We start from the raw sequence: 23886 nt of genomic DNA, 5'->3' as shown, positions 1-23886 counted from the left end.
TTTCCGATCAATGACCGCTGATAAAAGCAGGCCAGACTGGCAACTGCAAATTCAGCAAAGAAATGAACACGAGATAGCTGCCGCCAGCCAAGATGCTGGAGAGCACCAGCATGCGGCGCAGGTTGAAACTGGTGGCGTCTGCCAGCAAGGCCACGCCGGTCAGCGCAAAAATAGCCACCACCAAGCCAAACGAAGGAAATCCGATGCTGGGCAGGCCACCCAGCAAGGCGCCAAACAGCAAATTGGCGCCCAAGATACACACCAGCGGCCGCCATGCGATGTCGCCGATCACGCCGCCATCGGGCGTTTCCACCACCAGCGAGAAAAACATGATGAAGCCGCCCAGCAGCACCAACACCAGACCCAGTACCAAGGGGAAATAACCCGGCCCCATTTGGCTGGCCGAGCCGATGTCATAGGACAAGGCTGAATTCCAGGCAAAACCGGCGCCAATGGCAGTGAACATCAAACCGGAGACAAAGTCCTTTTGACTCTTGATCGACACGGCGGTTCTCCCAAAACAAAACTTCGACGATTGTGACCTAAGCCAAAACAAGCTTGCTGAGCTGGCCTGAACGGATGGCGCACGGGCTTGGCTTCAGGCTTGCACCGGCTTGAGCACCTGGTTGTTGCGGGTGGCTGATGCGCAAGAGGGTTAGGCTTGCACCGGCTTGATCACCTTCAACCACAGCGTGGCGGGCAGGCCCCACTGGGTTTCGATCTGCTCGGCGCGGGCTTGCAGCAGCTCGCGCTCGGGACGGCTGGGGCTGCGCTGCGCCAGCACCACGGTGTTGCCTTCTTTGGTTGGCTTGAATGCCCACAGCGCGTCCAAGCCAAAGGCTTGGCTGATGTGGCCCAGGCTGCGCTCGTAGCTGGAGGCGCGGCCAAACAAATTGACCAGCATGCAGCCGTTGGAGGTCAGCAACTGGCGACAGTTGGCGTAGAAATCAGCGTCGTCCAGCACCGGCGCGGCGGCTTTATGGTCGTACAAATCGACATGCAAGGCGTCCACTTGGCCATGCCAATGCGGGTGCGCGGCCACCTCGGCGGCGTCGCCCAGCACCACCGACAAGCGCTCGTCGTCTGGGCCCAGCTTGAACCAAGTGCGGCAGGCCGCCACCACCTGCGGGTTGAGTTCGATGGCGGTGGTGCGCATGCCCAGCACCTTGTGGCAGTTTTTGGTCAGGGCCGCAGCGCCCAGGCCCAGCTGCATGGCGTGCAAATCGGGCACTTCTTGGGACGGCACGAAGAGCAGCCAGGCTTGCATGCGTTGCACATATTCCAGCTCGATGCCGTTGGGCTTGCCGATGTCCATTGAGCCCTGCACCCACTCGCTGCCCAGGTGCAGGTAGCGCACCTTGCCGTGCTCGGACATGTTGACTTGCGGATGGGTCTGCTTGGTGGCCATGCGGGATTGTCGCTGGTCGCTCATTGGCGCTAATTGGGGTCAGATTCCAATTAATTCACTTCAAAGCCGCACGGCATGGGGACCATTTTTTGAGCGAAAGACCAGAAAAATACGTCCCCGTGGCGGGTGGCTCAAGCGTGACTTCTTGAAACACAGGGAAGGCACGCTTCCATGAATTCAGACCGTTTCGATCGCCAACACCGAACAAACATTGGCATGAGTCGCCAAACGAACGGACTCAAGCGACACGCCGCGCAAATCCGCCAGCACCTGCGCAATCCGAGGAATTTGGTCTGGCGAGTTGCGGCCCTGCGGCACGCCTTGCGCCCGCGCCTCGGCGGTCACATACAGCCAATGCGGTGGTATGTCTGGGGCATCCGTTTCCAACACCAGCGCGTCCAAGGGCAACTGCGTGGCCAGCAGGCGCAACTGCAAGGCCCGCTCGAAAGTGAGCGCACCGCCAAAACCGAGCTTGAAACCCATGGCGATGAACTGCTCGGCCTGCTGCACGCTGCCGTTGAAGGCGTGGGCAATGCCGCCTTTCACCGGCGTTTGCCGAAGCCCCTTCAACAGCAAATCGGCGCTGCGCCGCACGTGCAAGATCACCGGCAGGTCGTGTTGCTGGGCCAGCTGCAGCTGCGCTGTGTAAAACAGCTGTTGACGCGCCATGTCCAGGCCGGGCACAAAACCGTCCAGGCCGATTTCACCCACCGCCACCAAGCGCGGGTCGGCGCGGTGGTGTTTCAGGGCTTGGTCCAAGGTTTGCAAATCGGCCTCGCGGGCCTGCGGCGTGAAAAGGGGGTGGATGCCCAGCGCGTAAACGTCGCCGTGCTGGTGCGCCAGTTGCCGCACCTCGTCAAAGTGCGCGGCCTGCACCGCCGGGATGACGCAAGTGTGCACGCCCACCGCGCGGGCGGCTTGGCGCACCGCGTCGCGGTCAGGCGCGAATTCGGCGGCGTCCAGGTGGCAGTGGCTGTCGATCCAAGTCATGGGGCATGGTAATTGGGGTCAGATTCCAATTGTTTGGTGATACAGGAAACCAGTGAAATTTTGAATTTATGTATCATAAAAACGGCTGGAAGCCCTGTCCAGTATGACCACCCCCTCAAAAGAAGGGTATTTGGAGCACCCCCAAAACAGGCCTCTTTTGAGACCTATTCCCCGCCAACCAATCCTCTGATTACCTCGAAACTGGATCAGAGCCGCACGGCCTGTGGGCCATTGATTGAATTAATTGGAATCTGACCCCAATTTCCCCAATTTCCCAGCCACCAAGCGCAGTTGCCGATCGCACTGCGCCGCCAAACGCTCATCGTGGGTGACGACGATGAAGGCCGTGCCCTGTTGCCTGGCCAGTTGCAGCATCAGCGCAAACACGCTGTCTGCGGTGGCGCGGTCCAGGTTGCCAGTCGGCTCATCGGCCAGCACACAAGCCGGTTGCGTCACCAAGGCGCGGGCAATCGCCACGCGTTGGCGCTCGCCGCCCGACAGCTCGCTGGGCGTGTGATGCACCCGGTCGGCCAAACCCACTGCCGTCAACATCGCCTGCGCTTGCACCGCCGCCTGTTCGCGCGGCATGCGGCGAATCCACAAAGGCATGGCGACATTGTCCAAAGCGCTGAATTCAGGAAGCAAATGATGAAACTGGTAAATAAAACCCAGGTGATGATTGCGTAAACGCCCCAAGGCGCTGGCATCCAAACCGGCCAAGTTTTGGCCCAGCAAGCGCACGCTGCCGGTGGTCGGGGTATCGAGGCCGCCCAGCAAATGCAACAAGGTGCTTTTGCCCGAGCCCGAGGTGCCCACCACCGCCAAGGTTTCGCCGGGGCGCACCTGCAAGTCGATGTCTTGCAACACGGTGACGTCGATCACGCCTTCATGGAAACGGCGGCTCAAGCCTTGCGCCCACAACACAGCCTCACTCATGGCGCAGCGCCTCCGCCGGGTCGATGCGGCTGGCTCGCCAGCTCGGGTAGAGCGTGGCCAGCAGGGCCAGCACCAGCGCGATGATCACCACCGGCCCGATGTCGGCCCACTGCGGGTCGCTGGGCATGCGGCTGATCAGGTAAATGTCTTTGGGTAAAAAGCTCGCGCCCAAGGCGCTTTCAATGGCGGGGACGATGCTGCCAATGTTGAAGGCCACCAAGAGGCCGAGCAGCAAACCCGACAAGGTGCCGATGACGCCCACCAAGGCCCCTTGCACCACAAAAATGCCCATGATGCTGCCCGGGCTCGCGCCCAGCGTGCGCAGGATGGCGATGTCGGCTTGCTTGTCGGTCACCGTCATCACCAAGGTGCTGACCAAATTGAACGCGGCCACCGCCACGATCAGCGTGAGGATGATGAACATCATGCGTTTTTCAATTTGCACGGCAGCAAACCAGGTGCGGTTGGCTCGCGTCCAGTCGCGCACCACCACGTCTTCGCCCAACAACGGCGTCAGCTCGTCGGCCACGCTGCGTGCTTGTTGCGCGTCTTTCAATTTCACGCGGATGCCGTTGGGCCCTTCCAAGCGAAAAATCTTTTGCGCGTCGTCCATGTGCAGCAAGGCCAAGGACGCGTCGTATTCATAGTGGCCCGAATCGAGCAAGCCCACCACGGTGAGTTGCTTCATGCGCGGCACCACACCCGCAGGCGTGACTTGCCCACCAGGGGCCACCAAGGTGATGTTGTCACCGGTTTTGACGCCCAAAGCACGTGCCAATTCGTTGCCCAGCACCACGCCGAACGTGCCCGGTTGCAACTGCGCCAGCACATCGGGCGGCATCAGCGCCACCGCATCGGTCACCAAAACTTCTTGCGCCGGGTCGATGCCGCGCACCAAAGCACCGCGCATGTCTTCGCCTTGCGCGAGCAACACCTGCGACAAAACAAACGGCGCACTCGCCAGCACTTGCGGTTGCAGTGCCAATGTGTTTTGCACACCCGTGGGGTTGTCGATGGCCGCACCGGTGTAGGCCAACACCTCGATGTGCGAGAGCACGCCCAACATGCGGTCGCGCACTTCTTTTTGAAAGCCGTTCATCACACTCAAGACGATGATGAGCGCGGCCACACCCAGTGCAATGCCCACCATGGACACGGATGAAATGAAAGAAATAAAGCGGTTGCGCCGAGCCGCACGGCCAGCGCGGGTGTAGCGCCAGCCCACCAGCAATTCGAAGGGAAGGCGAGAGGTGTTCATCGGGTGTGGATTGTGGCATCTTGCACAATGCAGCCATGTCCGCTCGCCATGCCGCTCCTGTCACCGTTGTTTCACACGCGTTGTTGCCGCCCGACTTGGCCCAAGCCCACAGCCTCGAGCGCCAAGCATGGCAGGCCGCTTTGCCCACCCACCCTGCTTTGCGCCAAGCTTTAAAACAACGCCAACCGCACGACGCCCAACACCTGGATGCACCGCATGAATGGGCCCAAGCCCAAGCCATGGGCTGGCCATTGATGCCCGGTTTGTTGGGCTGGGCCGCACAAAGCGCCGCGCAGCAGGGCTTGTCGTGTCCGCCAGAGCAGGGCTGGGCTTTCATCAATTTGGTGCATTGGCGTGTCGATCAAGGCCAGGTGCATTTGCACCACCCGGGCAGCATCAGCCTTGCAGAAGACCAGGCTTTGTTGAACAGCATGTCGCCCTACTTCTTGGAAGACGGCATCCACTTGCACGCGTTTCAAGCAGGCCGTTGGTTGGCGCATTCAGTGCACTTCAAACACCTGCCCAGTGCGTCCCTCGACCAAGTGATGGGGCGCAGCATGACCGCATGGCTCAACACCGACGACTTGGCGCAACAAAGCGACACGCAACGCCTGCTGCGCCGATTGCAAAACGAAATGCAAATGCTGCTCTACACCCACGCGGTGAACGAGCAACGCGCCATCAGCCTGAACTCGTTTTGGTGGAGTGGCACGGGCGAAGCGCCGCCTGCCAGTTTGCACACCGTGTCATTGCACCCCGCATTGCGGGATGCGTATTTAGCGCAAGACCCCTCAGCTTGGGGCGCACAGTGGCAGGCCTTGGCCCATGAGGTGATGTTGCCTGCGCTGCAAAACGGGCATCGCTTGTTGTTGTGCGGTGAGCAAGCCATCGTGCAATTGCAAACACCGCCGCCTGGTCTGCTTCAAGGGTTGAAAAACCTGTGGCCCCAAGCCGCTTTGCACGAGGTCTTGTCATGAACCCCGCCTGCTTGCTGGGCAGCTTCACATCTCCCAAGGCCTTGCCATGAAACTCTTGCCCCGCGACGCCCCACCCCGCACGGTCTGGGCCTTGGAACAAACCGGTGTCCATCCACTGCTGGCCCGTTTGTATGCCGGGCGCGGTGTGCAAGACCCGCAAGAACTCGACAACCAGTTGAAACACTTGTTGCCGCCCAGTGGCATGAAAGGCATGGACCAAGCCGCGCAGTTGTTGGCTGACGCCATCGCGCAGCAAGAACACATCTGCGTCGTCGCCGATTACGACTGCGACGGTGCCACCGCTTGCGCCGTGGCCTTGCGTGGTTTGGCTTTGCTGGGTGCGCAGCATGTGGGCTTCATCGTCCCTGACCGCGTGGTCGATGGCTATGGCCTGACCCCCAGCATTTCCAAGCGGGTGCATGCCACGGGCGCACAAGTCTTGATCACGGTGGACAACGGCATCGCCAGCGTTGAAGGTGTGGCGGCCGCGCAAGCGCTGGGCCTGAAAGTCTTGGTGACCGACCACCATTTGCCAGGACCCGAACTGCCGCAGGCTGATGCCTTGGTGAACCCGAACCAACCCGGTTGCACATTCGAGAGCAAAAGCATGGCTGGCGTGGGCGTGATGTTTTATGTGTTGCTGGCGCTGCGTGCCGCGTTGCGCACACGCGGTGTGTTCAGCAAAGACACCGAGCCCAAACTGGATGGTTTGTTGCCGCTGGTGGCCTTGGGCACGGTGGCCGATGTGGTGAAGCTGGACGCCAACAACCGCCGCTTGGTGGCGCAAGGTTTGCAGCGCATGCAGCGCGGCCAACTGCCGCCCGGATTGGCCGCCTTGTTCAAAGTGGCGGGGCGGGATGCGGCCCGCGCCAGCAGCCAAGACATGGGCTTTGCCATCGGCCCGCGCATCAACGCCGCCGGTCGTTTGTCCGACATGACCTTGGGCATTGAATGTTTGCGCACCGACGACACCGGTGTGGCGCTGCGCTTGGCCGAACAACTCGACGCCATCAACCGCGAGCGCCGCAGTTTGGAAGGCGAGATGCGCGAGCAAGCCTTGCTGATCGCCGAGTCCTTGATGGACACCGACGACGAACCCCCTGCTGCGCTGTGTGTGTTCGATGAAGAATTTCACGAAGGCGTGGTCGGCATCGTTGCCGCGCGTTTGAAAGACCTGCATTACCGCCCCTGCTTTGTGTTTGCGGCCAGCGAGTCCGAGGGCCAAGCGGTGCTCAAAGGCTCGGGCCGCTCCATTCCCGGCTTTCATTTGCGCGATGCTTTGGACGCCGTGGTCAAGTTACACCCAGGTTTGTTGTTGCGCTTTGGCGGTCATGCCATGGCTGCAGGCTGCACCTTGCTCGAAGACGACTTGGCCACGTTTGAAATCGCCTTGCAACAGATTGCCGAGCAATGGTTGTCACCGGCCACGCTGGCGCAATCTTTGGAAACCGACGGCTCGTTGGAAGCCAGCTACATGCGCCCCGATGTGGTGCTGGAATTGCAAAACCAGGTGTGGGGCCAAGGCTTTGCGCCGCCGGTGTTTCAAGACCAGGTGCAGGTGCTGGGGCAGCGCATCGTGGGTGACAAGCATTTGTCCTTGAAGCTGAAATTGCACGGCCAAGACGTGGACGGCATTTGGTTTGGCCGCACCGAGCCCTTGCCCGCGCAAGCCCTGTTGGCCTATCGGCTGGACATCAACACCTGGCAAGGCCGGGAAAAGTTGCAACTGCAGATCGAAACCATGCAAGCGGCCTAGAATAAAAACGTGTCCATCCTCAACGCCGATCTGCACTGCCACTCTGTCGTCTCCGACGGCACGCTCACGCCTGAAGCCCTGGCGCTGCGCGCCCACAGCAACGGCGTGCAACTGTGGTCGCTCACCGACCATGATGAAATCGGCGGCCAACAACGCGCCGCCAGCGCCGCCAAAGAGGTGGGCCTGCAGTACCTGAGTGGCACCGAAATTTCCGTCTCGTTTGCTGGCCATACCGTGCACATCGTCGGTTTGGGTTTTGACATCCACGACCCACGGGTGGTGGACGGTTTGCAAAGCACACGCGGCGGTCGCCATGCCCGGGCCCAAGACATGGCTGCGGGTTTGGCCAAGGTCGGCATCCACGGCAGCTTTGAAGGCGCCCTCAGTTACGCGGGCAACCCCGATTTGATTTCCCGCACCCACTTTGCCCGTTATTTGGTTGAAACCGGTGTGTGCAAAGACACCTACGAGGTGTTTCGCCGTTTCCTCACCGAAGGCAAGCCCGGTTTTGTGCCGCACCGTTGGGCCAATTTGAAAGACGCCATCGCCTGGATTCGGGACGCGGGCGGCATGGCGGTCATCGCCCACCCGGCCCGCTACGACTTCACGCCCAATGAAGAATTTGCGCTGTTCACCGAGTTCAAGGCGCACGGCGGCCAAGCGGTGGAGGTGGTCACCGGCAGCCACTCGGCAGCCGAAGCCTTGGAATACGCAGGCATGGCGCGTGAGTTTGGCTTGGCCGCTTCGCGCGGCAGCGATTTCCACAGCCCGGATGAAAGCCACACCGACCTCGGTGCCCTGCCCTGGTTGCCCGGCGACTTGACCCCCGTGTGGGAACTGCTGCAAGACCGCATTCAATAAGCCGCGCATGGCCCAGTGGCTGCAAGTTCACCCCGACAACCCACAAGCGCGGCTCCTCAAGCAAGCGGTGGCCCTGTTGGCGCAAGGCCAGGTGTTGGCCGTGCCCACCGACTCCAGTTATGCCCTGGTTTGCCACTTGGATGACAAAGCCGCCGTGGACAAGATGCGCCGCATCCGTTCTGTGGACGAACGGCACCACCTCACCTTGCTGTGCCGCGACCTGAGCGAGTTGAGCGTCTACGCCAAAGTCGACAACCGCCAATACCGTTTGCTCAAAGCCTGCACCCCGGGGGCCTACACCTTCATTTTGGAAGCCACCAAGGAAGTGCCGCGCCGGGTGTCGCATCCGCAGCGCAAAACCATCGGCCTGCGGGTGCCCGAGCACCATGCCTTGCTGCAACTGCTGGCTCTGCATGGCACGCCGCTGTTGTCGACCAGCCTGATCCCGCCGGACGAAACCGAGCCGTTGAACGATGCCCAAGAGATCCGCGAGCGGTTTGAACATCAGATTGCGGCGGTGTTGGATGCCGGGGCCTGCCGCATGAAAGCCACCACTGTGGTGGACCTGACCCCGATGGGCACCGGCGGCGACCCCGCCCTGCTGCGCCATGGCGCGGGCGATATAACACTTTTAGGCTTATAAACCCCGTTTTTAGCCCCTGAATGGGGACAGAAACAGTGGCAACCTCTGGAAAATGCTTACAAAGTCTTTCCAAAGTCCCCGCAAATTTAACAAGTTTGGTGAGACAATGAACTTGTGAATTTCAATGAATTAGTTCAAACGATTGCGACGCATGCGCTGCCAGTACTACTGGCGATCACCATGCACGAAGCCGCCCACGGTTATGTGGCGCGGCTTTTTGGCGACAACACGGCCTGGAGTTTGGGCCGCGTCACCCTCAATCCCATCCCCCACATCGACCTGGTCGGCACCATCGCCATGCCTTTGTTGCTCTACCTTGCCACCAGCGGTCAGTTTTTGTTTGGTTATGCCAAACCGGTACCGGTGGACTTTGGCCGACTGCGCCACCCCAAACGCGACATGATTTGGGTGGCCTTGGCCGGACCGGGCAGCAATTTTTTTCAGGCCTTGTGTTGGGCCATCGCGCTCTACGTCATGGCCAGTTGGGGTGTGCAAGAGCGTTTTTTCATCGACATGGCGCAAGCCGGTGTTTTGGTGAATTTGGTGATGTTTGCATTTAATTTGTTCCCCTTGCCGCCCTTGGATGGCGGTCGGGTGGTGGTCGGTTTGTTGCCTTGGCGCATGGCGGTGCAGTTCGCACAGGTCGAGCGCTTTGGTTTTTTCATCGTCATGGGCCTGGTCCTGTTGGGTGTTGTCAATGCCGTCTGGATGCAACCCATCATGTCTTCTTCCATGCAGGCTATCCAATGGTTGTTGTTGCCATTGGCGGGTCTTCTACAACTGTCTGCCTCATGACTGATCGCGTTCTCTCCGGCATGCGCCCCACCGGCGCGCTGCATCTGGGCCACTACCACGGTGCCCTGAAAAATTGGGTGCGTTTGCAGTCCGAGATGGCATGCTTTTATTTCGTCGCCGATTGGCATGCGCTCACCACGCATTACGAAAGCCGCGAGGTCATCGAGAAAAACGTCTATGAAATGGTGATCGATTGGTTGGCCGCCGGCCTGGACCCGAACCAATGCACCATTTTTCTGCAAAGCCGCATCCCCGAACACGCCGAATTGTTCACCCTGCTCAGCATGGGCACGCCGCTCAGTTGGCTCGAGCGCGTCCCCACCTACAAAGACCAGATGGAAAAGCTCAAGGACAAGGACCTGACCACCTATGGGTTCTTGGGCTACCCGCTGCTGCAAGCCGCCGACATCCTGATTTACAAAGCTAAACATGTGCCGGTGGGCGAGGACCAGGCCAGCCATGTCGAATTGACCCGCGAAACCGCGCGACGCTTCAACCATTTGTATGGCCGCGAAGCCAACTTTGATGCGCTGGTGCAAGACTGCTTGGCCAAGTTGCCCAAGGACAGCGTCAAACGCTTTGAAAAATCCCGCAAACAGTTTCAGGAAACCGGTGACGCCAAGGCCTTGGAAGGCGCCCTAAGCTATGTGCAGTCTGCGCCCGAGCTGAACGACAAAGACCGTGAGCGCTTGGAAGGCTATTTCAAAGGCACCGGCAAAGCGGTGCTGACCGAACCCCACGCCTTGCTCACCGAGGCCAGCAAATTGCCCGGCTTGGACGGCGCCAAGATGAGCAAAAGCTACAACAATGCCATCGCCATGCGTGAAGACAAAGCCAGCATCGAGACCAAGGTGCGGCGCATGCCCACCGACCCGGCCCGGGTCAAGCGCAACGATGCGGGCAACCCCGATCGCTGCCCGGTCTGGCAATTCCATTTGGTCTACTCCCCTGAGACCACCAAAACATGGGTGAAAACTGAATGCACCCGTGCCGGCATCGGCTGTTTGGAATGCAAACAACCCATCATCGATGCCATTTTGGCTGAGCAAGCGCCCATGTTGGCCCGTGCTGAGCCTTTTGTTTCCAATCCTCGACTTGTTCGTGATATCGTTGACGCTGGCACACAGCGTGCACGCATCACGGCACAAGAAACCATGCGCGACGTGCGCGAGGCCATGGGCCTGAATTATTGACACCGGAGAAAAACGATGAGCTTGTATGTGATTGATGACCACCCCATGGTTCGACAAATGATTGGCATGCTGCTGCGCCGCCTGCGCCCAGCGTCCAAAGTGGTTGAATTGGAAAAATTCAGCGAGTTGCAAGCGGCACTCATCAAAAATGGTGAGCCCGAGTTGTTTGTCCTCGACTTGCTGCTGCCCGGCGTCAAGGGTGCCACCGCCATCTCTGACGTGAAAAAAATGTACCCCGAGATTCCTTTGGTGGTGTTGTCGGCCATGCCCTCAGGCGAAGCCCGCGATGCTTGCTTGGAAGCCGGTGCCGACCTCTACATCGAGAAGTCCACCGACACGGCCGAGATTTCCCAAGCCATCCACGACATCATGAAGTCAGATGACGATGAAGCCGACGCCGATGCCGTGGTGGTGGGTGACATCAAGTTGTCCAAGCGCCAAAAACAACTCATTCTGATGCTCGACCGGGGTTTGTCCAACCGCGACATCGCGGCCGAACTCAACATCAGCGAGCACACCGTCAAGGTTCACTTGTGGCGCCTGTTCCGCCGTCTGGGCGTGAAGAGCCGCACGCAAACCCTGCACTTTGCGCGCACCCATGGTTTGTTGATGGGCTGAACCCCTGTCTCGATGGGCAGCCTGTTTCGGGGCCCATCAGCAACACCTTCAGCCTGTTTGCTCAGGCCGCAAAAAAACCCGCCGAGGCGGGTTTTTTTGTGAGCGAGATCAGCTGATCAACCACCCGCAGTGATCTTGCGACCGTTCAGGCTTTGCACCGGGCGGGCATTGAGCTTGAAGGGGAACTTGGCCAGTTGTTGTTTGGACAATTCAGCGGGGGTTTTCAGGATGTAGAACTGAACGCCCTCGGTGCAAGGTGGTGTGGTGAGCGAGCCTTCATAGTTGTAGAAACCCAGTTCCTTGGGCAACATGCTGCCCGGGTTGAACATCACCTTGGGTGGCAAGAATTCTTCCATCTCCTTGGGTGGCAAATTCGCCCACAAGGTTTTGATGGCGGCGCTGTCTTTGCCTTCGTTCAACATCACACCGATGACGGCCAACTTGCCTTCTTTGCTTTTGTGCACAAAGTGCGCCACCATGGCGGCGTTTTTGCCATCCACTTGCTCCTCGGAGGGGCGGTGGAAGTGGAATTGCAGCAAATCAAAGCTCTCTTTGCCAATGGTCAGGGTGCTGCCGGGCTCCACATTCACCTGAATGGTGTGGCCGTTGTTCAGCATTTTCAGCGGGCCTTCCTTGTAATCCACGGTCAGGGTGTCTTTGGATTTTTCAAACGGTCCAATGATGTTCAAAGGCGATTGTTTTTTGCCTTTGCCGCAAATCGGGAAGTTGTCACCCCAGTGCTCAGGTCCTTTGTCGCCTTCATAGCCCCAATGCACATCATGGGCTTTGTCATCCTTCTTGCTGAGGTCTTCTTTGGCTTTGTCTGCTGCAGGTTCTGGCTTGTCGGTGGATTTTTTGCAATCCGACAAAACCTTCACATTTTGACCAGCGGCTGCCAAGGCGTTTTGCGCCGCACACACGGTTTGCAAACGGTTGCTCCATTCAGCCATTTCCAAGGCTTTTTGGAAGGCAGCGATGGTGGATTCGTCTTGCGCACCCTTGGTCAGCAAGCGCAAAGAGGCCAAGCCCACTTGACGCTCTGCGGTCATTGATTTTTGCGCTTTGTAAAGTGTTTCCATGTCTTGCAGCACCACGCCATTGGTGAAGGCCGCTTTCAACGCGTCCAACTCCTGGACCACCGTGTTGGCCACTTCGGGTGGTTTCTCGTCTGCAAGCGGGGTTTCTTCGCTGGGTTTTTCCAACGCCGCTTGGGCCTCTTCGAGTTGCTCGGTGAGCTCGACGACTTCATTGGCCAACTGCTTTTTGGCCGAGTAGTTCATGTAGGCCAAGGTGGCGGTGGCCAGCAGGCAAATGCCCAGCAAGACTTCCAAAATTAATCTCAGGTATGTTTTCATGGCTGCTCAAAAAGATTGATTGCGAATGCAAAGCGGCGGCCCAAAGCGCACCGGTGTGTGAGATGGTATCGGCTTGACAGGCCGAACTCTTTAATCCACGCCGAAATTAAGAATTCTTTTCACTTCATTTGAAGGGCATTTCCGTGTTTATGCGTGTGAAACGGGTGGACAGACTGGCGGTTCTTGCCACGCAAGGCCTTGATTCATGCCCGCACAAACAAAGTGACCAGTTCATCCGGGCCCACTTGGCGACTCCAATGTCCATGCACTTGGGGGTCGAACACCGCCCCTGCGGGCAACAGATCGGCGGAATAAAAATGCTGTCCCGGGCCAAACACCTTGGACGAACCGTCTTGCAAGCCAATTTCCATCTGTCCTTGCAAGATGAACACCCACTGGCAGTGGCTGCTCACATGAAACTGGCTGCGAAAGCCCAGCGGGCTGCGCCGCAGTTGCAAGCCTTGGCTGGGCATGAGTGCACTCAACAAAGCTTGGGGGGTGCCTTGGTCCAAGGGAATGGCTTCTTCGCGAAAACGTGCGCGGCCATCGGTGTCGGTGAAAAGCACGGTGCGGGTGAAATGGTTCATGGACTGCATCATAAAGAGCGCTGGCTACAATCTGCCCTCCTTTCACAGCCTCTGGATCTACACCATGACCCGCTGCATCACCGCAAGGACTTTGCCATGAGCCGCAAAGTCTTCATCAAAACCTTTGGCTGCCAAATGAACGAGTACGACTCGGACAAGATGGCTGATGTGCTGAACGCCGCCCAAGGTTACGAACAAACCCAAGACATTGACGAAGCCGACCTGGTGGTGTTCAACACCTGCTCGGTGCGCGAAAAAGCCCAAGAAAAAGTCTTCTCCGATTTGGGTCGGGTGAAACACCTGAAACAAAAAGGCGTGCAAATCGCGGTGGGCGGCTGTGTCGCCAGCCAAGAAGGCGAAGCCATCATCGCCCGTGCGCCTTATGTGGACGTGGTGTTCGGCCCGCAAACCTTGCACCGGCTGCCTGAACTCTTGAACCAACGGCGCGACCTGAAAAAACCGCAGGTCGACATCAGCTTTCCCGAGATTGAGAAATTCGACCACCTGCCACCAGCGCGGGTTGATGGTGCGTCGGCCTTTGTGTCCATCATGGAAGGCTGCTCGAAGTACTGCAGCTATTGCGTCGTGCCCTACACGCGCGGCGAAGAAATCAACCGCCCACTGGACGATGTGCTGACCGAGGTGGCAGGCCTGACCGCCCAAGGCGTGAAAGAAATCACGCTGCTGGGGCAAAACGTCAATGCCTACCGCGGCAGCATGGGCGACACCTCAGAGATTGCCGACTTTGCTTTACTCATCGAGTACATCGCTGAAATTCCGGGCGTGGAACGCATCCGTTACACCACCAGTCATCCGAACGAATTCACACAACGCCTGATTGACGTGTATGCCAAGGTGCCGCAGTTGGTGAGCCATTTGCACCTGCCCGTGCAACACGGCAGCGACCGCATTCTGATGGCGATGAAGCGTGGCTACACCGCCATGGAATACAAGAGCACGATCCGCAAACTGCGTGCGGTGCGTCCGGACATCGCCATGAGCTCCGACTTCATCGTCGGCTTCCCCGGTGAAACCGAAGAAGACTTTGACAAGCTGATGAAGCTGATCACCGACATTGGGTTTGACGCGTCCTTCAGCTTCATCTTCAGCCCACGCCCGGGCACGCCAGCGGCCAACTTGCCTGACGACACACCGCATGAGGTAAAACTGCGTCGCTTGCAGCACCTGCAAGCCACGGTGGAGGACAACGTGCGCCGCATCGGTGAAAGCCGCTTGGGCACGGTGCAACGCATTTTGGTTGAAGGTGCTTCACGCAAAAGCGCGGCCGAGTTGATGGGCCGCACCGAATGCAACCGCATCGTCAATTTCGACGCTGGTCCGATGGGTCAGCGCTTGGTGGGGCAGATGATCGATGTGCGCATAACGCAAGCCCTGCCGCATTCTTTGCGGGGTGAGGTGGTGGTGGTTTGAGCTGCCGGGCCAGTGTTGCCAAGAACTGTTCAAACACGTTCAGCAATTGATCAATCTGCTGAGCGGATGTGGCGGGTGACACCAGCATCATGCAATGAAAAGGCGTCAGCACCACGCCTCGGTTCAGCATGAACAAATGCAACAGCGATTGCAGCAAGTTGGGGTCTGCAGCACGAACGTCTTGCGCGTTGCGCGGCGGCGCGGCCATGAACTGCAACTCCATCCGCGCCCCCAAGCGCGTCAGGCTCCACGGCAGCCCGTAGCGTCTGAAGCCCTCGACCAATCCTTGCGCCAAACGCTCGGCCCCCCACAACATGGGGGCATAAGTTTGTGGCGTGTGCAAATGCTGCAAGCTGGCTTGCAACACCGCCATCGTCAGCATGTTGGCCGACAAGGTGGTGCCAATGCCGCTGTGCCCCTCTGGCGCTTGTTGCTTGGCGTTCACCATGCGTTGCGCCACGGTGTCGCTGAAGCCATAGACCGCACAAGGCAGGCCTGCTGCGACCGCTTTGCCCAGCACCAGCATGTCGGGCAGCACGCCATGTTGTCGGGCCCAACCGCCACAAGCTGTCGAAAGGGTATGGGTTTCGTCCAAAACCAACAAGGTCTGGTGGCGTTGGCACAAAGCTTGGGCTTGTGGCCAAAAACCAGGGTCGGGCAGGACCAAACCGCAATTGGTCAAGGCGGGCTCGGCCAACACAGCCGCCACCTGATCGTCGGCCAAGGCCGCCGCCAAAGCCGGTAAATCATTGAACGGCACCACGCGCGTGGAGAGGGCATGGCTGTGCACCTGCCCCAACACCGAAGGACGATCAACGACCCGGCCATCGTCCAAGCGGTCCACCAAGGTGTCGTCAACCGCGCCGTGGTAACAACCATCAAACACCAAGACCACCGAGCGAGCGGTGATGGCGCGCACCCAGCGCAGCACGAAACGGTTGGCATCACTGGCGCTCAAGGCCAATTGCCATTGTGGCAATCCGAACACCTGGCTCAAGCGTTCACCCACATCCGCGGCTGCTTGGCTGGGCAACATGCAGGTCCAGCCTTGCAAGGCTTGATCGGTCAAAGCTTGGGCGACGGCGGGTGGGCTGTGTCCAAACATGGCCCCGGTGTCACCCAAACAAAAGTCGGCGAAGACATGCCCATCGGCGCAGCGCAGTTCAGCGCCTTGCGCCTGTTGCACAAACAAAGCATGGGGCATGGGCCAATCGCGCATCCAATGCAGGGGCACGCCAAATAAAAAATGCCGGTTGCTGAGGCTTTGCAACTGGGCCGATTGCGGGTGCTGGCTGGCAAACAGCGCTTGCTCTTGGGTCAGCCAAGCTTGCAGCGCTGGCGTGTCGGAGGGATCGAGCGTCAACATGGGTCAAATGCTAAGCCAGTTGTTCTTGTTTGGGCGCAACTGGTTGTATTCAATTGGGTAAAGTGGCTCCATTTATCCCCAGTTGGCCGCTTAAGCTCTGAGCAACTTGTGGCCGTTTCAACCAGGATCACCCGCATGAGCCTTGACGATTTTCCTTACGCCCAAAGCAGTGGCCACTTTGCCAATTGCGCTGCCTTGCAAGACCAGCCCTTGGCGTTGATCGGGGTGCCGTGGGACGGCAGTGTCACCAACCGCCCAGGTGCACGCATGGCCCCGCAAAGCATCCGCGCGGTCAGCCAAAGCTTGTGTGACGCCACCCATCCCGTGTTTGACATCAGCCCGCTGCCGTGGTTGGGCGATGGCGGCAATCTGCGCCTGCCCAACGCCAGTGGTTTGGAGGCTGCACGTGCGGCGATTCAAGCCCAAGCCGCCCCCTTGATGCAAGGACACCACTGCGTGTTTTTAGGCGGCGACCATGCCATCACCCTGCCCTTGTTGCGGGCCCTGACAAAACAACACGGCCCGCTGGCCTTGCTGCATTTCGACGCCCATTGCGACACCTGGGCAGACCATTTTGGCGAACCCTCGGGACATGGCACCTGGACCCGCGAAGCGATTGAAGAGGGCTTGGTGAGTGCGCACCACACGGTGCAAGTGGGTCTGCGCTCGGCGGCCGAACGGTCGGCGCGTGAATACGTGCGTGACCGCGGCGGCCTCATCTATCACGCCCGCGATCTGTGGGGCTGCGAAGGCCCCCAACTTGCACCCTTGTTGCAAACCGTGCGAGAGCGCATTGGTCAACGTCCCATTTACCTGAGCTTGGACATTGACTGCTTGGACCCGGCCTTCGCGCCCGGCACCGGCACGCCCGAAGCCGGTGGCCTGAGCATGAGCCAAGTGCTGTATTGGGTGGAAGGCTTGGCCGATTTGAATTGGGTGGGCATGGACTGTGTCGAGGTCTGCCCGCCTTTTGACCACGCCGAACTCAGCAGCTTGGCGGCTTGCACCTTGGTCTGGGCCTACTTGAGCGGTCAAGCACGGCGCTTGCAAACTGCAGCTTGAAAGACTCGCCATGAATCTCGCCGCCGTCAACCTTGATTTGGGACAAGACTGCTTTTATGAGACCACCGTGAACCGGCCTGCTTGGTCGAGTCTGCAACAAGACAGCGAGGCTGATGTGGTGGTGGTCGGCGGTGGCTTGGCGGGTTTGTCCACGGCACTCGAACTGGCTGAAAGTGGCCAAAGCGTCATCCTCCTCGAAGCCGAACGTTTATGTGGACATGCCTCGGGGCGCAATGGCGGGCAAGCCATCAGTGGCTATGCCTGTGGCCAAGCTTGGTTGGATGCCCACTTGGGTTTGGCTGCGGGCCAGCAACTGTGGAAACTCTCCTTGGCCAGTGTGCAGTTGATGCAAGAACGCATCCAGCGCTTCAACATCGATTGCCAACCGGTGTGGTCTTACATCACGGTTGCCGACCGTCCGCGCAAAGCCCGGGCACTGCGCGAGGAACAGGCCTACATGCAACAACACCATGGCCACCAGATGCATTGGGTCGAAGGTGCTGAACTGCGCCAGCACATTGCAAGCGACCAGTATGTGGCCGGTTTGCGCGACCCCGCATCGGGGCACCTCAACCCGCTGCGCTATGGCCTGGGCATTGCCCAAGCCGCGCAAGCAGCTGGTGCACGTTTGCATGAACACAGCCCGGCGCTGTCCATGGACAAAGTGGGCAGCGATTGGCTTGTGCGCACAGCACAGGGCCAAGTGCGGGCGCGGCAAGTGGTGCTGGCCGGCAACAGCGGTTTGCGTTGGCAGTCCCCCAGATTGGCCACCCGCTTGCATGCCCGAACCATGCCGGTGGGCACCTACATCATCGCCACCGAAGCCTTGCCCCCCTTCCAAGCCGACACGCTGTTGCCCAGCAACGCTGCCGTGTGTGATAACAATTTTGTGCTCGATTACTTTCGCTTGAGTGGCGAGCGGCGCATGTTGTTTGGCGGTCGGGTCAGCTACACAGCCGCCACACCTTCGCAGCTCACGCACACCATGCAAAAGCGCATGCTGCGTGTTTTTCCAAGCTTGCAACACACCCGCATCGACCACACCTGGGGCGGTTTTGTCGATATTTCACGCGAACGCGCACCCGACTGGGGGCAGTTGGCGCCTGGTGTGTTTTTCATGCAAGGCTTCAGCGGCCACGGCCTGGCGGCCACCACCTTGGCAGGCCGTGTCATTCGCCAAGCCCTGTTGGGCGATCGCCATGCCTTGGGTTTGTTCGAACGCATTCGGCAAAGCCCGTTTCCCGGCGGTGCGGCCTTGCGCATTCCCTTGCTGTTGTTGGGCACCAGCTATTACCGTTTGCGCGATTGGCTGGGCTGAGTGCCCGGCTCAAGCGTGGCGATGCCGCAAGGCACGCAACACCAATTGCGCCAACACCGGTCCGTCTTTCTGAATCGCCTCCAAGGGCGCATAACCATAGCCAATCACCAAGCCGCGCAAGTCTTTGCGAGCGATGGCGTAGCGCGACAACGCCCGCACCGTCAAACCATGGTCTTGTGCTTGCTGTGCCAGCGCCACATCATCCAGGTTGTGCGGCAAATGCAAACACAAATGCAAGCCTTGTTCTGTTCCACTGATATGGGCTTGTAAACCCAGACATGGGGCCAAGGCTTGCAGCAATGCCTGTCGGCGCTGTGCATACGTGGCGCGGGCTTGACGGATGGTGCTTTGGAAATGACCGAGCTCGATGAATTCAGCCATCGCCACTTGTTGATGCAGCAAGCCAGGACGGTTCAAGTCGTAATGGGTGCGTTTGAACGCCGACACCCAGTCTGGGGGCACCACCACATACGCCATCTTGATGCCGGGGTACAAGGTTTTGGAAAAAGTCCCCATGTAAAACACGCGGTCTTGCAAGTCCAGCGCATGCAAAGAAGGCTGCTGTGGGCCGGCAAAACGGAACTCGCTGTCATAGTCGTCTTCCAAGGCCCAGGCGTTCATGTCGCGACAACGTCGCAGCAAATCCAAGCGCCGCTCTGGGGTCAGCACACCGCCCGTGGGGTATTGGTGCGAAGGCGTGATGTAGACCATGCGTGCAGCTGGCGCTTGGTCCGACAACGCCAAGTTCAGGCCTTGGGCATCGGTGGGTATGCCATGCATGCGCAGCCCACTGGCTCGAAACATTTGTGCCGCACCCCAATACAAAGGGTCTTCCACCCACACCGTGTCGCCCGGGTCGGCCAGCAAGATGGCGCACAAGCCCAAGGATTGTTGGGTGCCTGTGGTCACCAACACCTGTTCCTCCTCCAAACGCATGCCGCGAAACAAGCGCAGGTACTGGGCAATCGCCCGCTTGAGGGGTTTGAAGCCACCAGTGTCGTTGTAATCAAGCATGCTGGCATAGGACAAGCGCCAGTGTTTGGCCAATAGTTTTTGCCACACGCCCACCGGGAAAGGTGAAAAATCTGGAAACCCTTGGGTGAACGGCTGCACTTCCAATTCGTTGGCCGTGTCTTGTTTGAGCAGCCTTTGCCCGCGTGCGGACACCTGCTGGGCACGCCCACGCTGGACTCCCGTCAGCTTGGGGCTGGCTGAAGGGCTGCTCATCGCCGGACGCTTGAACCGCACAAAGGTGCCACTGCCTTGTCGGGTTTCTAAAAAACCTTCGGCTTCCAATTGGGACAAGGCGCTCAGGACGGTGTTGCGGGCCACATGCAGGGATGCGGCCATGACGCGGCTGGAGGGCAAGCGCTCACCATGCCGCAAAACCTGGTCAAGCATGGCTTTTTTCAACAACAGATAAAGTTGGCGGTTCAAGGCCAAGGCAGGTTGTCCTGCCTCAGCAGGCTGGATCTGCAGTTGTTGACCCAAGAATTCAGTGAGCATGGCAAAGGGGCTTCCAAGCATCGTCGTGGTGGCCTCAGGCATGTATGCTGAGGTCTGAATTGGCACCATTGGAAAACCCGAACTGGCACCTTTGATCTGCATCAAAATGTAACAGAATGGATTAACTGACAAAAGGAAATGAACATGCAGCCTTGGGTTTGGGTCACACACGATCACCGTCTTTTGGGCCACGGTGACCACCGCTCGCCCTTCACGGTGCTGGGTGACAAATACGCCACGGCCATCAAGCTGGGGGCGCAAGCCGAACCCTTCACCCTGCCCACGGCCAGCGCATCTCAAATTCCTGCCTTGCTGGCCCACTGCGATGGCGTGCTGTTCACTGGTTCGCCCTCTAATGTGCATCCCAGCCATTTCCAACAAGAGGTGCTGCGCCCCGAATTACCGCTGGACCCACAGCGCGACGCCCTCACCCTGCCATTGATTCGCGCCTGCATTGACCAGGGCGTGCCGATGCTGGGTATTTGCCGCGGCTTTCAAGAAATCAATGTCGCCTTGGGCGGCAGTTTGCACCAACAGGTGCAAGAAGTTGCAGGCATGCAAGACCACCGCGAACCCGCTGAGGCCTCTTACGCCGACCAGTACGCCCCGCGTCACCCGATCCGCATCTTGCCCAACACGGTCTTGTCTGAATGGGCGGGTGGCGACACCGCCATGGTGAATTCCTTGCACGGCCAGGGCATTGCCCGCTTGGCCGACGACTTGGTCCCCATGGCTTTCGCCCCCGATGGTTTGGTGGAAGCGGTTCAAGTGCGCTCTGCCACCGCTTTTGCGTATGCGGTTCAGTGGCACCCCGAATGGCGCTGCCAAGACAACCCTTTTTACCTGCGCATTTTTCAAGCCTTTGGCCAAGCGTGCCGATTGCGCCAAGCCCATCGATCGACACTTGCGTCAACACCATTCACAGCCACGGCCTCCTGATGGCTGCTTCCAACCTGGTAACTGCTCATGACTGATAACCACCCCCTGCCCACACCCACCAACTTCAGCGAATTGGAAAATTGGCTGAATGTTCACCGCGTCACTGAAGTGGAATGCCTGGCCCCCGACTTGACCGGGGTGGCCCGCGGAAAAATCCTGCCGCGCGTCAAATTCACCGAAGACCGGGGCATGCGCCTGCCCGAGGTGGTGGTGGCGCTGGGCGTGACTGGTGAATTTCCAAAATCCGGCCCCTACTACGACGTCATCAACCCGAACGACCGTGACATGCACTTGCAGCCTGACCCCAGCACGGTGCGCATCGTGCCCTGGGCCTCGGACCCAACGGCCCAAGTCATCCACGACTGTTATGACCGCTACGGTAAATTGATCCCCTTCGCGCCACGCAGCGTGTTGCGCCGGGTTTGCGATCTGTACACCGAGATGGGCCTGGAGCCCGTGGTCGCCCCGGAACTCGAGTTCTATTTGGTAGCTCGCAACCCCGACCCCAATTCTTTGCTGCATCCCCCCATTGGCCGCAGTGGCCGCGCCGAGACCTCCAGGCAGGCCTACAGCATTGACGCGGTGAACGAATTCGACCCTTTGTTCGAAGAAATTTACGACTACTGCGAAAAAATGGGCCTGAACGTGGACACCTTGATCCACGAAGTGGGTGCTGGCCAAATGGAAATCAATTTCTTCCACGACCACCCGCTGGGTTTGGCCGACGAAGTGTTTTTCTTCAAACGCACGGTGCGCGAAGCCGCCATGCGGCACAACATGTACGCCACCTTCATGGCCAAACCTATTGCTGGTGAACCGGGCAGCGCCATGCACATCCACCAAAGCATTGTGGACAAACAAACCAGGCGCAATATTTTCAGCAACACCGATGGGTCGCCCTCCGAGGAGTTCTACAACTACATCGGTGGTTTGCAAAAACACGTCCCCTCGGCCATGGCTTTGGTCGCCCCCTATGTCAATAGTTACCGCCGTCTGGCCCGCCACACGGCCGCACCCATCAACATTGAATGGGGCGAAGACAACCGCTCGGTGGGATTCCGCTCACCTTTGTCCACGCCCGAGGCGCGTCGCATCGAAAACCGCGTTATTGGCGCCGATGCCAATCCTTATGTGGCCTTGGCCATGACCTTGGCCTGCGGCTACCTTGGCTTGAAAAACAAATTGCCCGCCAAAGCGGAAATGAAAGGCGATGCCTATTTGGCCCCCTACGCCTTGCCGCGCAGCTTGGGCGAGGCCCTCGAGTGGTTGCGCCGCGATGATGATTTGCGCGAGGTGCTGGGCGATGAGTTCGTCACCGTCTACACCGAGATCAAAGAAACCGAGTTTGAAGAATTCATGGAAGTGATTTCTCCATGGGAACGTGAGCATTTGCTGCTGCACGTTTGATCTGAGCTGGCAAAAGGACCTCACAACATGACATTCAAACCTCTGATCAACGTGGCCCAAATGGAGCGGCGCCAAGTCCATACCGCCCAGATTCAGCAACTCGACAGCGCCCACTACCTGCACCCCTTCACCGACACCCACGCGCTGGCGCAGCGCGGTGCACGTGTCATCACCCGGGGCGAGGGCATTTACATCTGGGACTCGGAGGGCCAGAAAATCCTCGACGCCATGAGTGGCTTGTGGTGCGTCAACATTGGCTACGGTCGGCAAGAGCTGGCCCAAGCGGCCTATCTGCAAATGATGGAGCTGCCCTACTACAACAGCTTTTTCAACACCACCAACGTGCCGGCCGTGAAACTGGCCACCAAACTGTGTGCCTTGGCCCCCAAGGTGGCGGACCGCAGTTTCACGCACGTGTTCTTTTCCAGTTCGGGCTCGGAAAGCAACGACACCAACATCCGCATGGTGCGCCACTACTGGGCCAGTTTGGGCCAACCGCAGCGCAAAGTCATCATCTCCCGTCACAACGGCTACCACGGCTCCACCATTGGCGGCGCCTCTTTAGGTGGCATGAAAGGGATGCACGAGCAAGGCGACCTGCCCATTCCCGGCATCGTGCACATCGACCAACCCTACCACCTGGCCAATGCCTTGCCGGGTGAATCAGAGCATGATTTCGGTATCCGCATGGCACGCCAACTCGAGGCCAAAATTCTCGATATTGGCGCCGACAAAGTGGCCGCCTTCATTGGCGAACCGGTGCAAGGCGCGGGCGGCGTCATCATCCCGCCAGCCAGCTATTGGCCCGAGATTCAACGCATCGTCGACCAATACGGCATCTTGCTGATCAGCGACGAGGTGATTTGCGCCTTTGGCCGTTTGGGCGCATGGTTCGCCTACGAGCAAATGGGCTACAAGCCCGATTTGGTGACCTTTGCCAAAGGCGTCACCAGTGGCTACATGCCCTTGGGTGGCGTGCTGGTGGGCAACCGGGTGGCCGAGGTCATCGTCAACCAAGGTGGTGAATTCAACCATGGCTATACCTACAGTGGTCACCCCGTGGCCTGCCAAGTCGCCTTGGCGAATTTGGAATGGATGGAAAAACAGCGGGTGGTCGAGCGGGTGCGCGATGACATCGCGCCCTATTTGGCCGAGCGTTTTACCGCCTTGCTGTCTCATCCTTTGGTTGGCGAAGCCCGCACCCACGGCATGATGGCAGGCTTGGTGCTGATGAAAAACAAAACCACGCGGGAAATGTTTCCATCCGAGCTGAGCGTGGGCATGGCCTGCCGCGCCCATTGTTTTGGCAACGGCTTGATCATGCGTGCTGTTGGCGACCGCATGATCATCGCGCCACCCTTGGTGATGACCCGCCAAGACATCGACACCATGATGGCGTTGATTCTGCGTTGCCTGGACCTGACCTTGAAAGAAGCTCAACACAAGGGATGGTGTTGAATACACAACACTGTTTGAAACC

At 59.1% G+C, this 23886-nt stretch carries 22 protein-coding genes; 13 read left to right on the top strand and 9 right to left on the bottom strand.

What is annotated here, in order from left to right:
- Window positions 1-7: 7 nt before the first annotated feature.
- From AC8GFP_RS05390 to AC8GFP_RS05370, 5 genes are all read right to left on the bottom strand, one after another.
- The gene (locus AC8GFP_RS05390; protein WP_506611022.1) at window positions 8-505 is read right to left on the bottom strand and encodes a tripartite tricarboxylate transporter TctB family protein; all 498 of its coding nucleotides are present in this window, start codon (window positions 503-505) and stop codon (window positions 8-10) included.
- A 150-nt stretch (window positions 506-655) separates the two neighbouring features.
- Window positions 656-1408 carry a class I SAM-dependent methyltransferase gene (locus tag AC8GFP_RS05385; RefSeq protein WP_506611020.1) on the bottom strand — a complete coding sequence of 251 codons (753 nt, stop codon included), beginning with the start codon at window positions 1406-1408 and terminating at the stop codon, window positions 656-658.
- A gap of 177 nt (window positions 1409-1585) precedes the next feature.
- On the bottom strand, window positions 1586-2398 hold the full coding sequence (locus tag AC8GFP_RS05380) for a TatD family hydrolase (protein WP_506611018.1): 813 nt from the start codon (window positions 2396-2398) through the stop codon (window positions 1586-1588).
- 240 nt (window positions 2399-2638) lie between these two features.
- Window positions 2639-3334, bottom strand: a complete 696-nt coding sequence (gene lolD, locus AC8GFP_RS05375) for a lipoprotein-releasing ABC transporter ATP-binding protein LolD (protein WP_506611016.1) — start codon at window positions 3332-3334, stop codon at window positions 2639-2641.
- Window positions 3327-4592 carry a lipoprotein-releasing ABC transporter permease subunit gene (locus AC8GFP_RS05370; protein ID WP_506611013.1) on the bottom strand — a complete coding sequence of 422 codons (1266 nt, stop codon included), beginning with the start codon at window positions 4590-4592 and terminating at the stop codon, window positions 3327-3329. The genes lolD and AC8GFP_RS05370 overlap by 8 nt, the downstream gene beginning before the upstream one ends.
- A gap of 35 nt (window positions 4593-4627) precedes the next feature.
- On the opposite strand from AC8GFP_RS05370, the gene AC8GFP_RS05365 reads away from it, so the two are divergent.
- From AC8GFP_RS05365 to AC8GFP_RS05335, 7 genes are all read left to right on the top strand, one after another.
- Window positions 4628-5569, top strand: coding sequence for a phosphoglycerate mutase (locus AC8GFP_RS05365; RefSeq protein WP_506611011.1), 942 nt, complete (start codon window positions 4628-4630; stop codon window positions 5567-5569).
- A 46-nt stretch (window positions 5570-5615) separates the two neighbouring features.
- On the top strand, window positions 5616-7325 hold the full coding sequence (gene recJ / locus AC8GFP_RS05360) for a single-stranded-DNA-specific exonuclease RecJ (protein WP_506611009.1): 1710 nt from the start codon (window positions 5616-5618) through the stop codon (window positions 7323-7325).
- 9 nt (window positions 7326-7334) lie between these two features.
- Window positions 7335-8186, top strand: a complete 852-nt coding sequence (locus tag AC8GFP_RS05355; RefSeq protein ID WP_506611007.1) for a 3',5'-nucleoside bisphosphate phosphatase — start codon at window positions 7335-7337, stop codon at window positions 8184-8186.
- A gap of 7 nt (window positions 8187-8193) precedes the next feature.
- Window positions 8194-8829 (top strand): L-threonylcarbamoyladenylate synthase, encoded by a 636-nt coding sequence (locus tag AC8GFP_RS05350; RefSeq protein ID WP_506611005.1) that lies wholly within the window; start codon window positions 8194-8196, stop codon window positions 8827-8829.
- A gap of 114 nt (window positions 8830-8943) precedes the next feature.
- A complete protein-coding gene (locus tag AC8GFP_RS05345; protein WP_506611003.1) occupies window positions 8944-9624 on the top strand; it encodes a site-2 protease family protein in 681 nt (226 codons plus the stop codon).
- Window positions 9621-10817 (top strand): tryptophan--tRNA ligase, encoded by a 1197-nt coding sequence (locus AC8GFP_RS05340; protein ID WP_506611001.1) that lies wholly within the window; start codon window positions 9621-9623, stop codon window positions 10815-10817. The genes AC8GFP_RS05345 and AC8GFP_RS05340 overlap by 4 nt, the downstream gene beginning before the upstream one ends.
- A gap of 15 nt (window positions 10818-10832) precedes the next feature.
- A complete protein-coding gene (locus AC8GFP_RS05335; protein WP_506610999.1) occupies window positions 10833-11435 on the top strand; it encodes a response regulator transcription factor in 603 nt (200 codons plus the stop codon).
- Window positions 11436-11551: 116 nt separating this feature from the next.
- On the opposite strand, the gene AC8GFP_RS05330 is transcribed toward AC8GFP_RS05335, so the two are convergent.
- Window positions 11552-12790 carry a carbonic anhydrase gene (locus AC8GFP_RS05330; RefSeq protein ID WP_506610997.1) on the bottom strand — a complete coding sequence of 413 codons (1239 nt, stop codon included), beginning with the start codon at window positions 12788-12790 and terminating at the stop codon, window positions 11552-11554.
- Window positions 12791-12993: 203 nt separating this feature from the next.
- On the bottom strand, window positions 12994-13377 hold the full coding sequence (locus tag AC8GFP_RS05325) for a cupin domain-containing protein (protein WP_506610995.1): 384 nt from the start codon (window positions 13375-13377) through the stop codon (window positions 12994-12996).
- Window positions 13378-13473: 96 nt separating this feature from the next.
- Here AC8GFP_RS05325 and miaB point away from each other — a divergent pair, with 96 nt between their 5' ends.
- A complete protein-coding gene (gene miaB, locus AC8GFP_RS05320; RefSeq protein WP_506610993.1) occupies window positions 13474-14808 on the top strand; it encodes a tRNA (N6-isopentenyl adenosine(37)-C2)-methylthiotransferase MiaB in 1335 nt (444 codons plus the stop codon).
- Here miaB and AC8GFP_RS05315 read toward each other — a convergent pair.
- A complete protein-coding gene (locus AC8GFP_RS05315; RefSeq protein ID WP_506610991.1) occupies window positions 14699-16174 on the bottom strand; it encodes a transaminase in 1476 nt (491 codons plus the stop codon). The two genes, miaB and AC8GFP_RS05315, sit on opposite strands and share 110 nt — an antisense overlap.
- Before the next feature lie 135 nt (window positions 16175-16309).
- Between AC8GFP_RS05315 and speB the strand changes: the two genes are divergently transcribed.
- Together speB and AC8GFP_RS05305 are read left to right on the top strand one after the other, a co-directional pair.
- Window positions 16310-17236: an agmatinase gene (gene speB, locus AC8GFP_RS05310; protein WP_506610989.1), complete on the top strand. Its 927-nt coding sequence runs from the start codon at window positions 16310-16312 to the stop codon at window positions 17234-17236.
- A gap of 10 nt (window positions 17237-17246) precedes the next feature.
- Window positions 17247-18554, top strand: coding sequence for an NAD(P)/FAD-dependent oxidoreductase (locus AC8GFP_RS05305; protein WP_506610987.1), 1308 nt, complete (start codon window positions 17247-17249; stop codon window positions 18552-18554).
- A gap of 9 nt (window positions 18555-18563) precedes the next feature.
- Here AC8GFP_RS05305 and pdxR read toward each other — a convergent pair whose 3' ends face one another.
- Window positions 18564-20060, bottom strand: coding sequence for a MocR-like pyridoxine biosynthesis transcription factor PdxR (gene pdxR, locus AC8GFP_RS05300; protein WP_506610985.1), 1497 nt, complete (start codon window positions 20058-20060; stop codon window positions 18564-18566).
- A gap of 144 nt (window positions 20061-20204) precedes the next feature.
- Between pdxR and AC8GFP_RS05295 the strand changes: the two genes are divergently transcribed.
- The 3 genes from AC8GFP_RS05295 to AC8GFP_RS05285 are packed head-to-tail and all read left to right on the top strand — an operon-like array spanning window position 20205 to window position 23864.
- Window positions 20205-20999, top strand: coding sequence for a gamma-glutamyl-gamma-aminobutyrate hydrolase family protein (locus tag AC8GFP_RS05295; RefSeq protein WP_506610983.1), 795 nt, complete (start codon window positions 20205-20207; stop codon window positions 20997-20999).
- Window positions 21000-21026: 27 nt separating this feature from the next.
- Entirely contained in the window at window positions 21027-22406 is a 1380-nt protein-coding gene (locus tag AC8GFP_RS05290) for a glutamine synthetase family protein (RefSeq protein WP_506610981.1), read from the top strand.
- A 27-nt stretch (window positions 22407-22433) separates the two neighbouring features.
- Window positions 22434-23864, top strand: a complete 1431-nt coding sequence (locus AC8GFP_RS05285; RefSeq protein WP_506610979.1) for an aspartate aminotransferase family protein — start codon at window positions 22434-22436, stop codon at window positions 23862-23864.
- The last annotated feature ends 22 nt before the right edge of the window (window positions 23865-23886 follow it).

It is taken from the genome of Limnohabitans simekii (SeqCode), assembly GCF_965234735.1.
GTDB lineage: Bacteria > Pseudomonadota > Gammaproteobacteria > Burkholderiales > Burkholderiaceae_C > Limnohabitans > Limnohabitans simekii.
Note: the sequence above shows the minus strand (reverse complement) of the source record. Positions and strands in the feature narration are given on the sequence as shown.

Excerpts from the sequence above, each read along its gene's own strand:
- AC8GFP_RS05385 (WP_506611020.1), bottom strand. The coding sequence starts at position 1,408 with ATGGCCACCAAGCAGACCCATCCGCAAGTCAACATGTCCGAGCACGGC.
- AC8GFP_RS05380 (WP_506611018.1), bottom strand. The coding sequence starts at position 2,398 with ATGACTTGGATCGACAGCCACTGCCACCTGGACGCCGCCGAATTCGCG.
- lolD (WP_506611016.1), bottom strand. The coding sequence starts at position 3,334 with ATGAGTGAGGCTGTGTTGTGGGCGCAAGGCTTGAGCCGCCGTTTCCAT.
- AC8GFP_RS05370 (WP_506611013.1), bottom strand. The coding sequence starts at position 4,592 with ATGAACACCTCTCGCCTTCCCTTCGAATTGCTGGTGGGCTGGCGCTAC.
- AC8GFP_RS05365 (WP_506611011.1), top strand. The coding sequence starts at position 4,628 with ATGTCCGCTCGCCATGCCGCTCCTGTCACCGTTGTTTCACACGCGTTG.
- recJ (WP_506611009.1), top strand. The coding sequence starts at position 5,616 with ATGAAACTCTTGCCCCGCGACGCCCCACCCCGCACGGTCTGGGCCTTG.
- AC8GFP_RS05350 (WP_506611005.1), top strand. The coding sequence starts at position 8,194 with ATGGCCCAGTGGCTGCAAGTTCACCCCGACAACCCACAAGCGCGGCTC.
- AC8GFP_RS05340 (WP_506611001.1), top strand. The coding sequence starts at position 9,621 with ATGACTGATCGCGTTCTCTCCGGCATGCGCCCCACCGGCGCGCTGCAT.
- AC8GFP_RS05335 (WP_506610999.1), top strand. The coding sequence starts at position 10,833 with ATGAGCTTGTATGTGATTGATGACCACCCCATGGTTCGACAAATGATT.
- AC8GFP_RS05330 (WP_506610997.1), bottom strand. The coding sequence starts at position 12,790 with ATGAAAACATACCTGAGATTAATTTTGGAAGTCTTGCTGGGCATTTGC.
- AC8GFP_RS05325 (WP_506610995.1), bottom strand. The coding sequence starts at position 13,377 with ATGAACCATTTCACCCGCACCGTGCTTTTCACCGACACCGATGGCCGC.
- miaB (WP_506610993.1), top strand. The coding sequence starts at position 13,474 with ATGAGCCGCAAAGTCTTCATCAAAACCTTTGGCTGCCAAATGAACGAG.
- AC8GFP_RS05315 (WP_506610991.1), bottom strand. The coding sequence starts at position 16,174 with ATGTTGACGCTCGATCCCTCCGACACGCCAGCGCTGCAAGCTTGGCTG.
- speB (WP_506610989.1), top strand. The coding sequence starts at position 16,310 with ATGAGCCTTGACGATTTTCCTTACGCCCAAAGCAGTGGCCACTTTGCC.
- AC8GFP_RS05305 (WP_506610987.1), top strand. The coding sequence starts at position 17,247 with ATGAATCTCGCCGCCGTCAACCTTGATTTGGGACAAGACTGCTTTTAT.
- pdxR (WP_506610985.1), bottom strand. The coding sequence starts at position 20,060 with ATGCTCACTGAATTCTTGGGTCAACAACTGCAGATCCAGCCTGCTGAG.
- AC8GFP_RS05295 (WP_506610983.1), top strand. The coding sequence starts at position 20,205 with ATGCAGCCTTGGGTTTGGGTCACACACGATCACCGTCTTTTGGGCCAC.
- AC8GFP_RS05290 (WP_506610981.1), top strand. The coding sequence starts at position 21,027 with ATGACTGATAACCACCCCCTGCCCACACCCACCAACTTCAGCGAATTG.
- AC8GFP_RS05285 (WP_506610979.1), top strand. The coding sequence starts at position 22,434 with ATGACATTCAAACCTCTGATCAACGTGGCCCAAATGGAGCGGCGCCAA.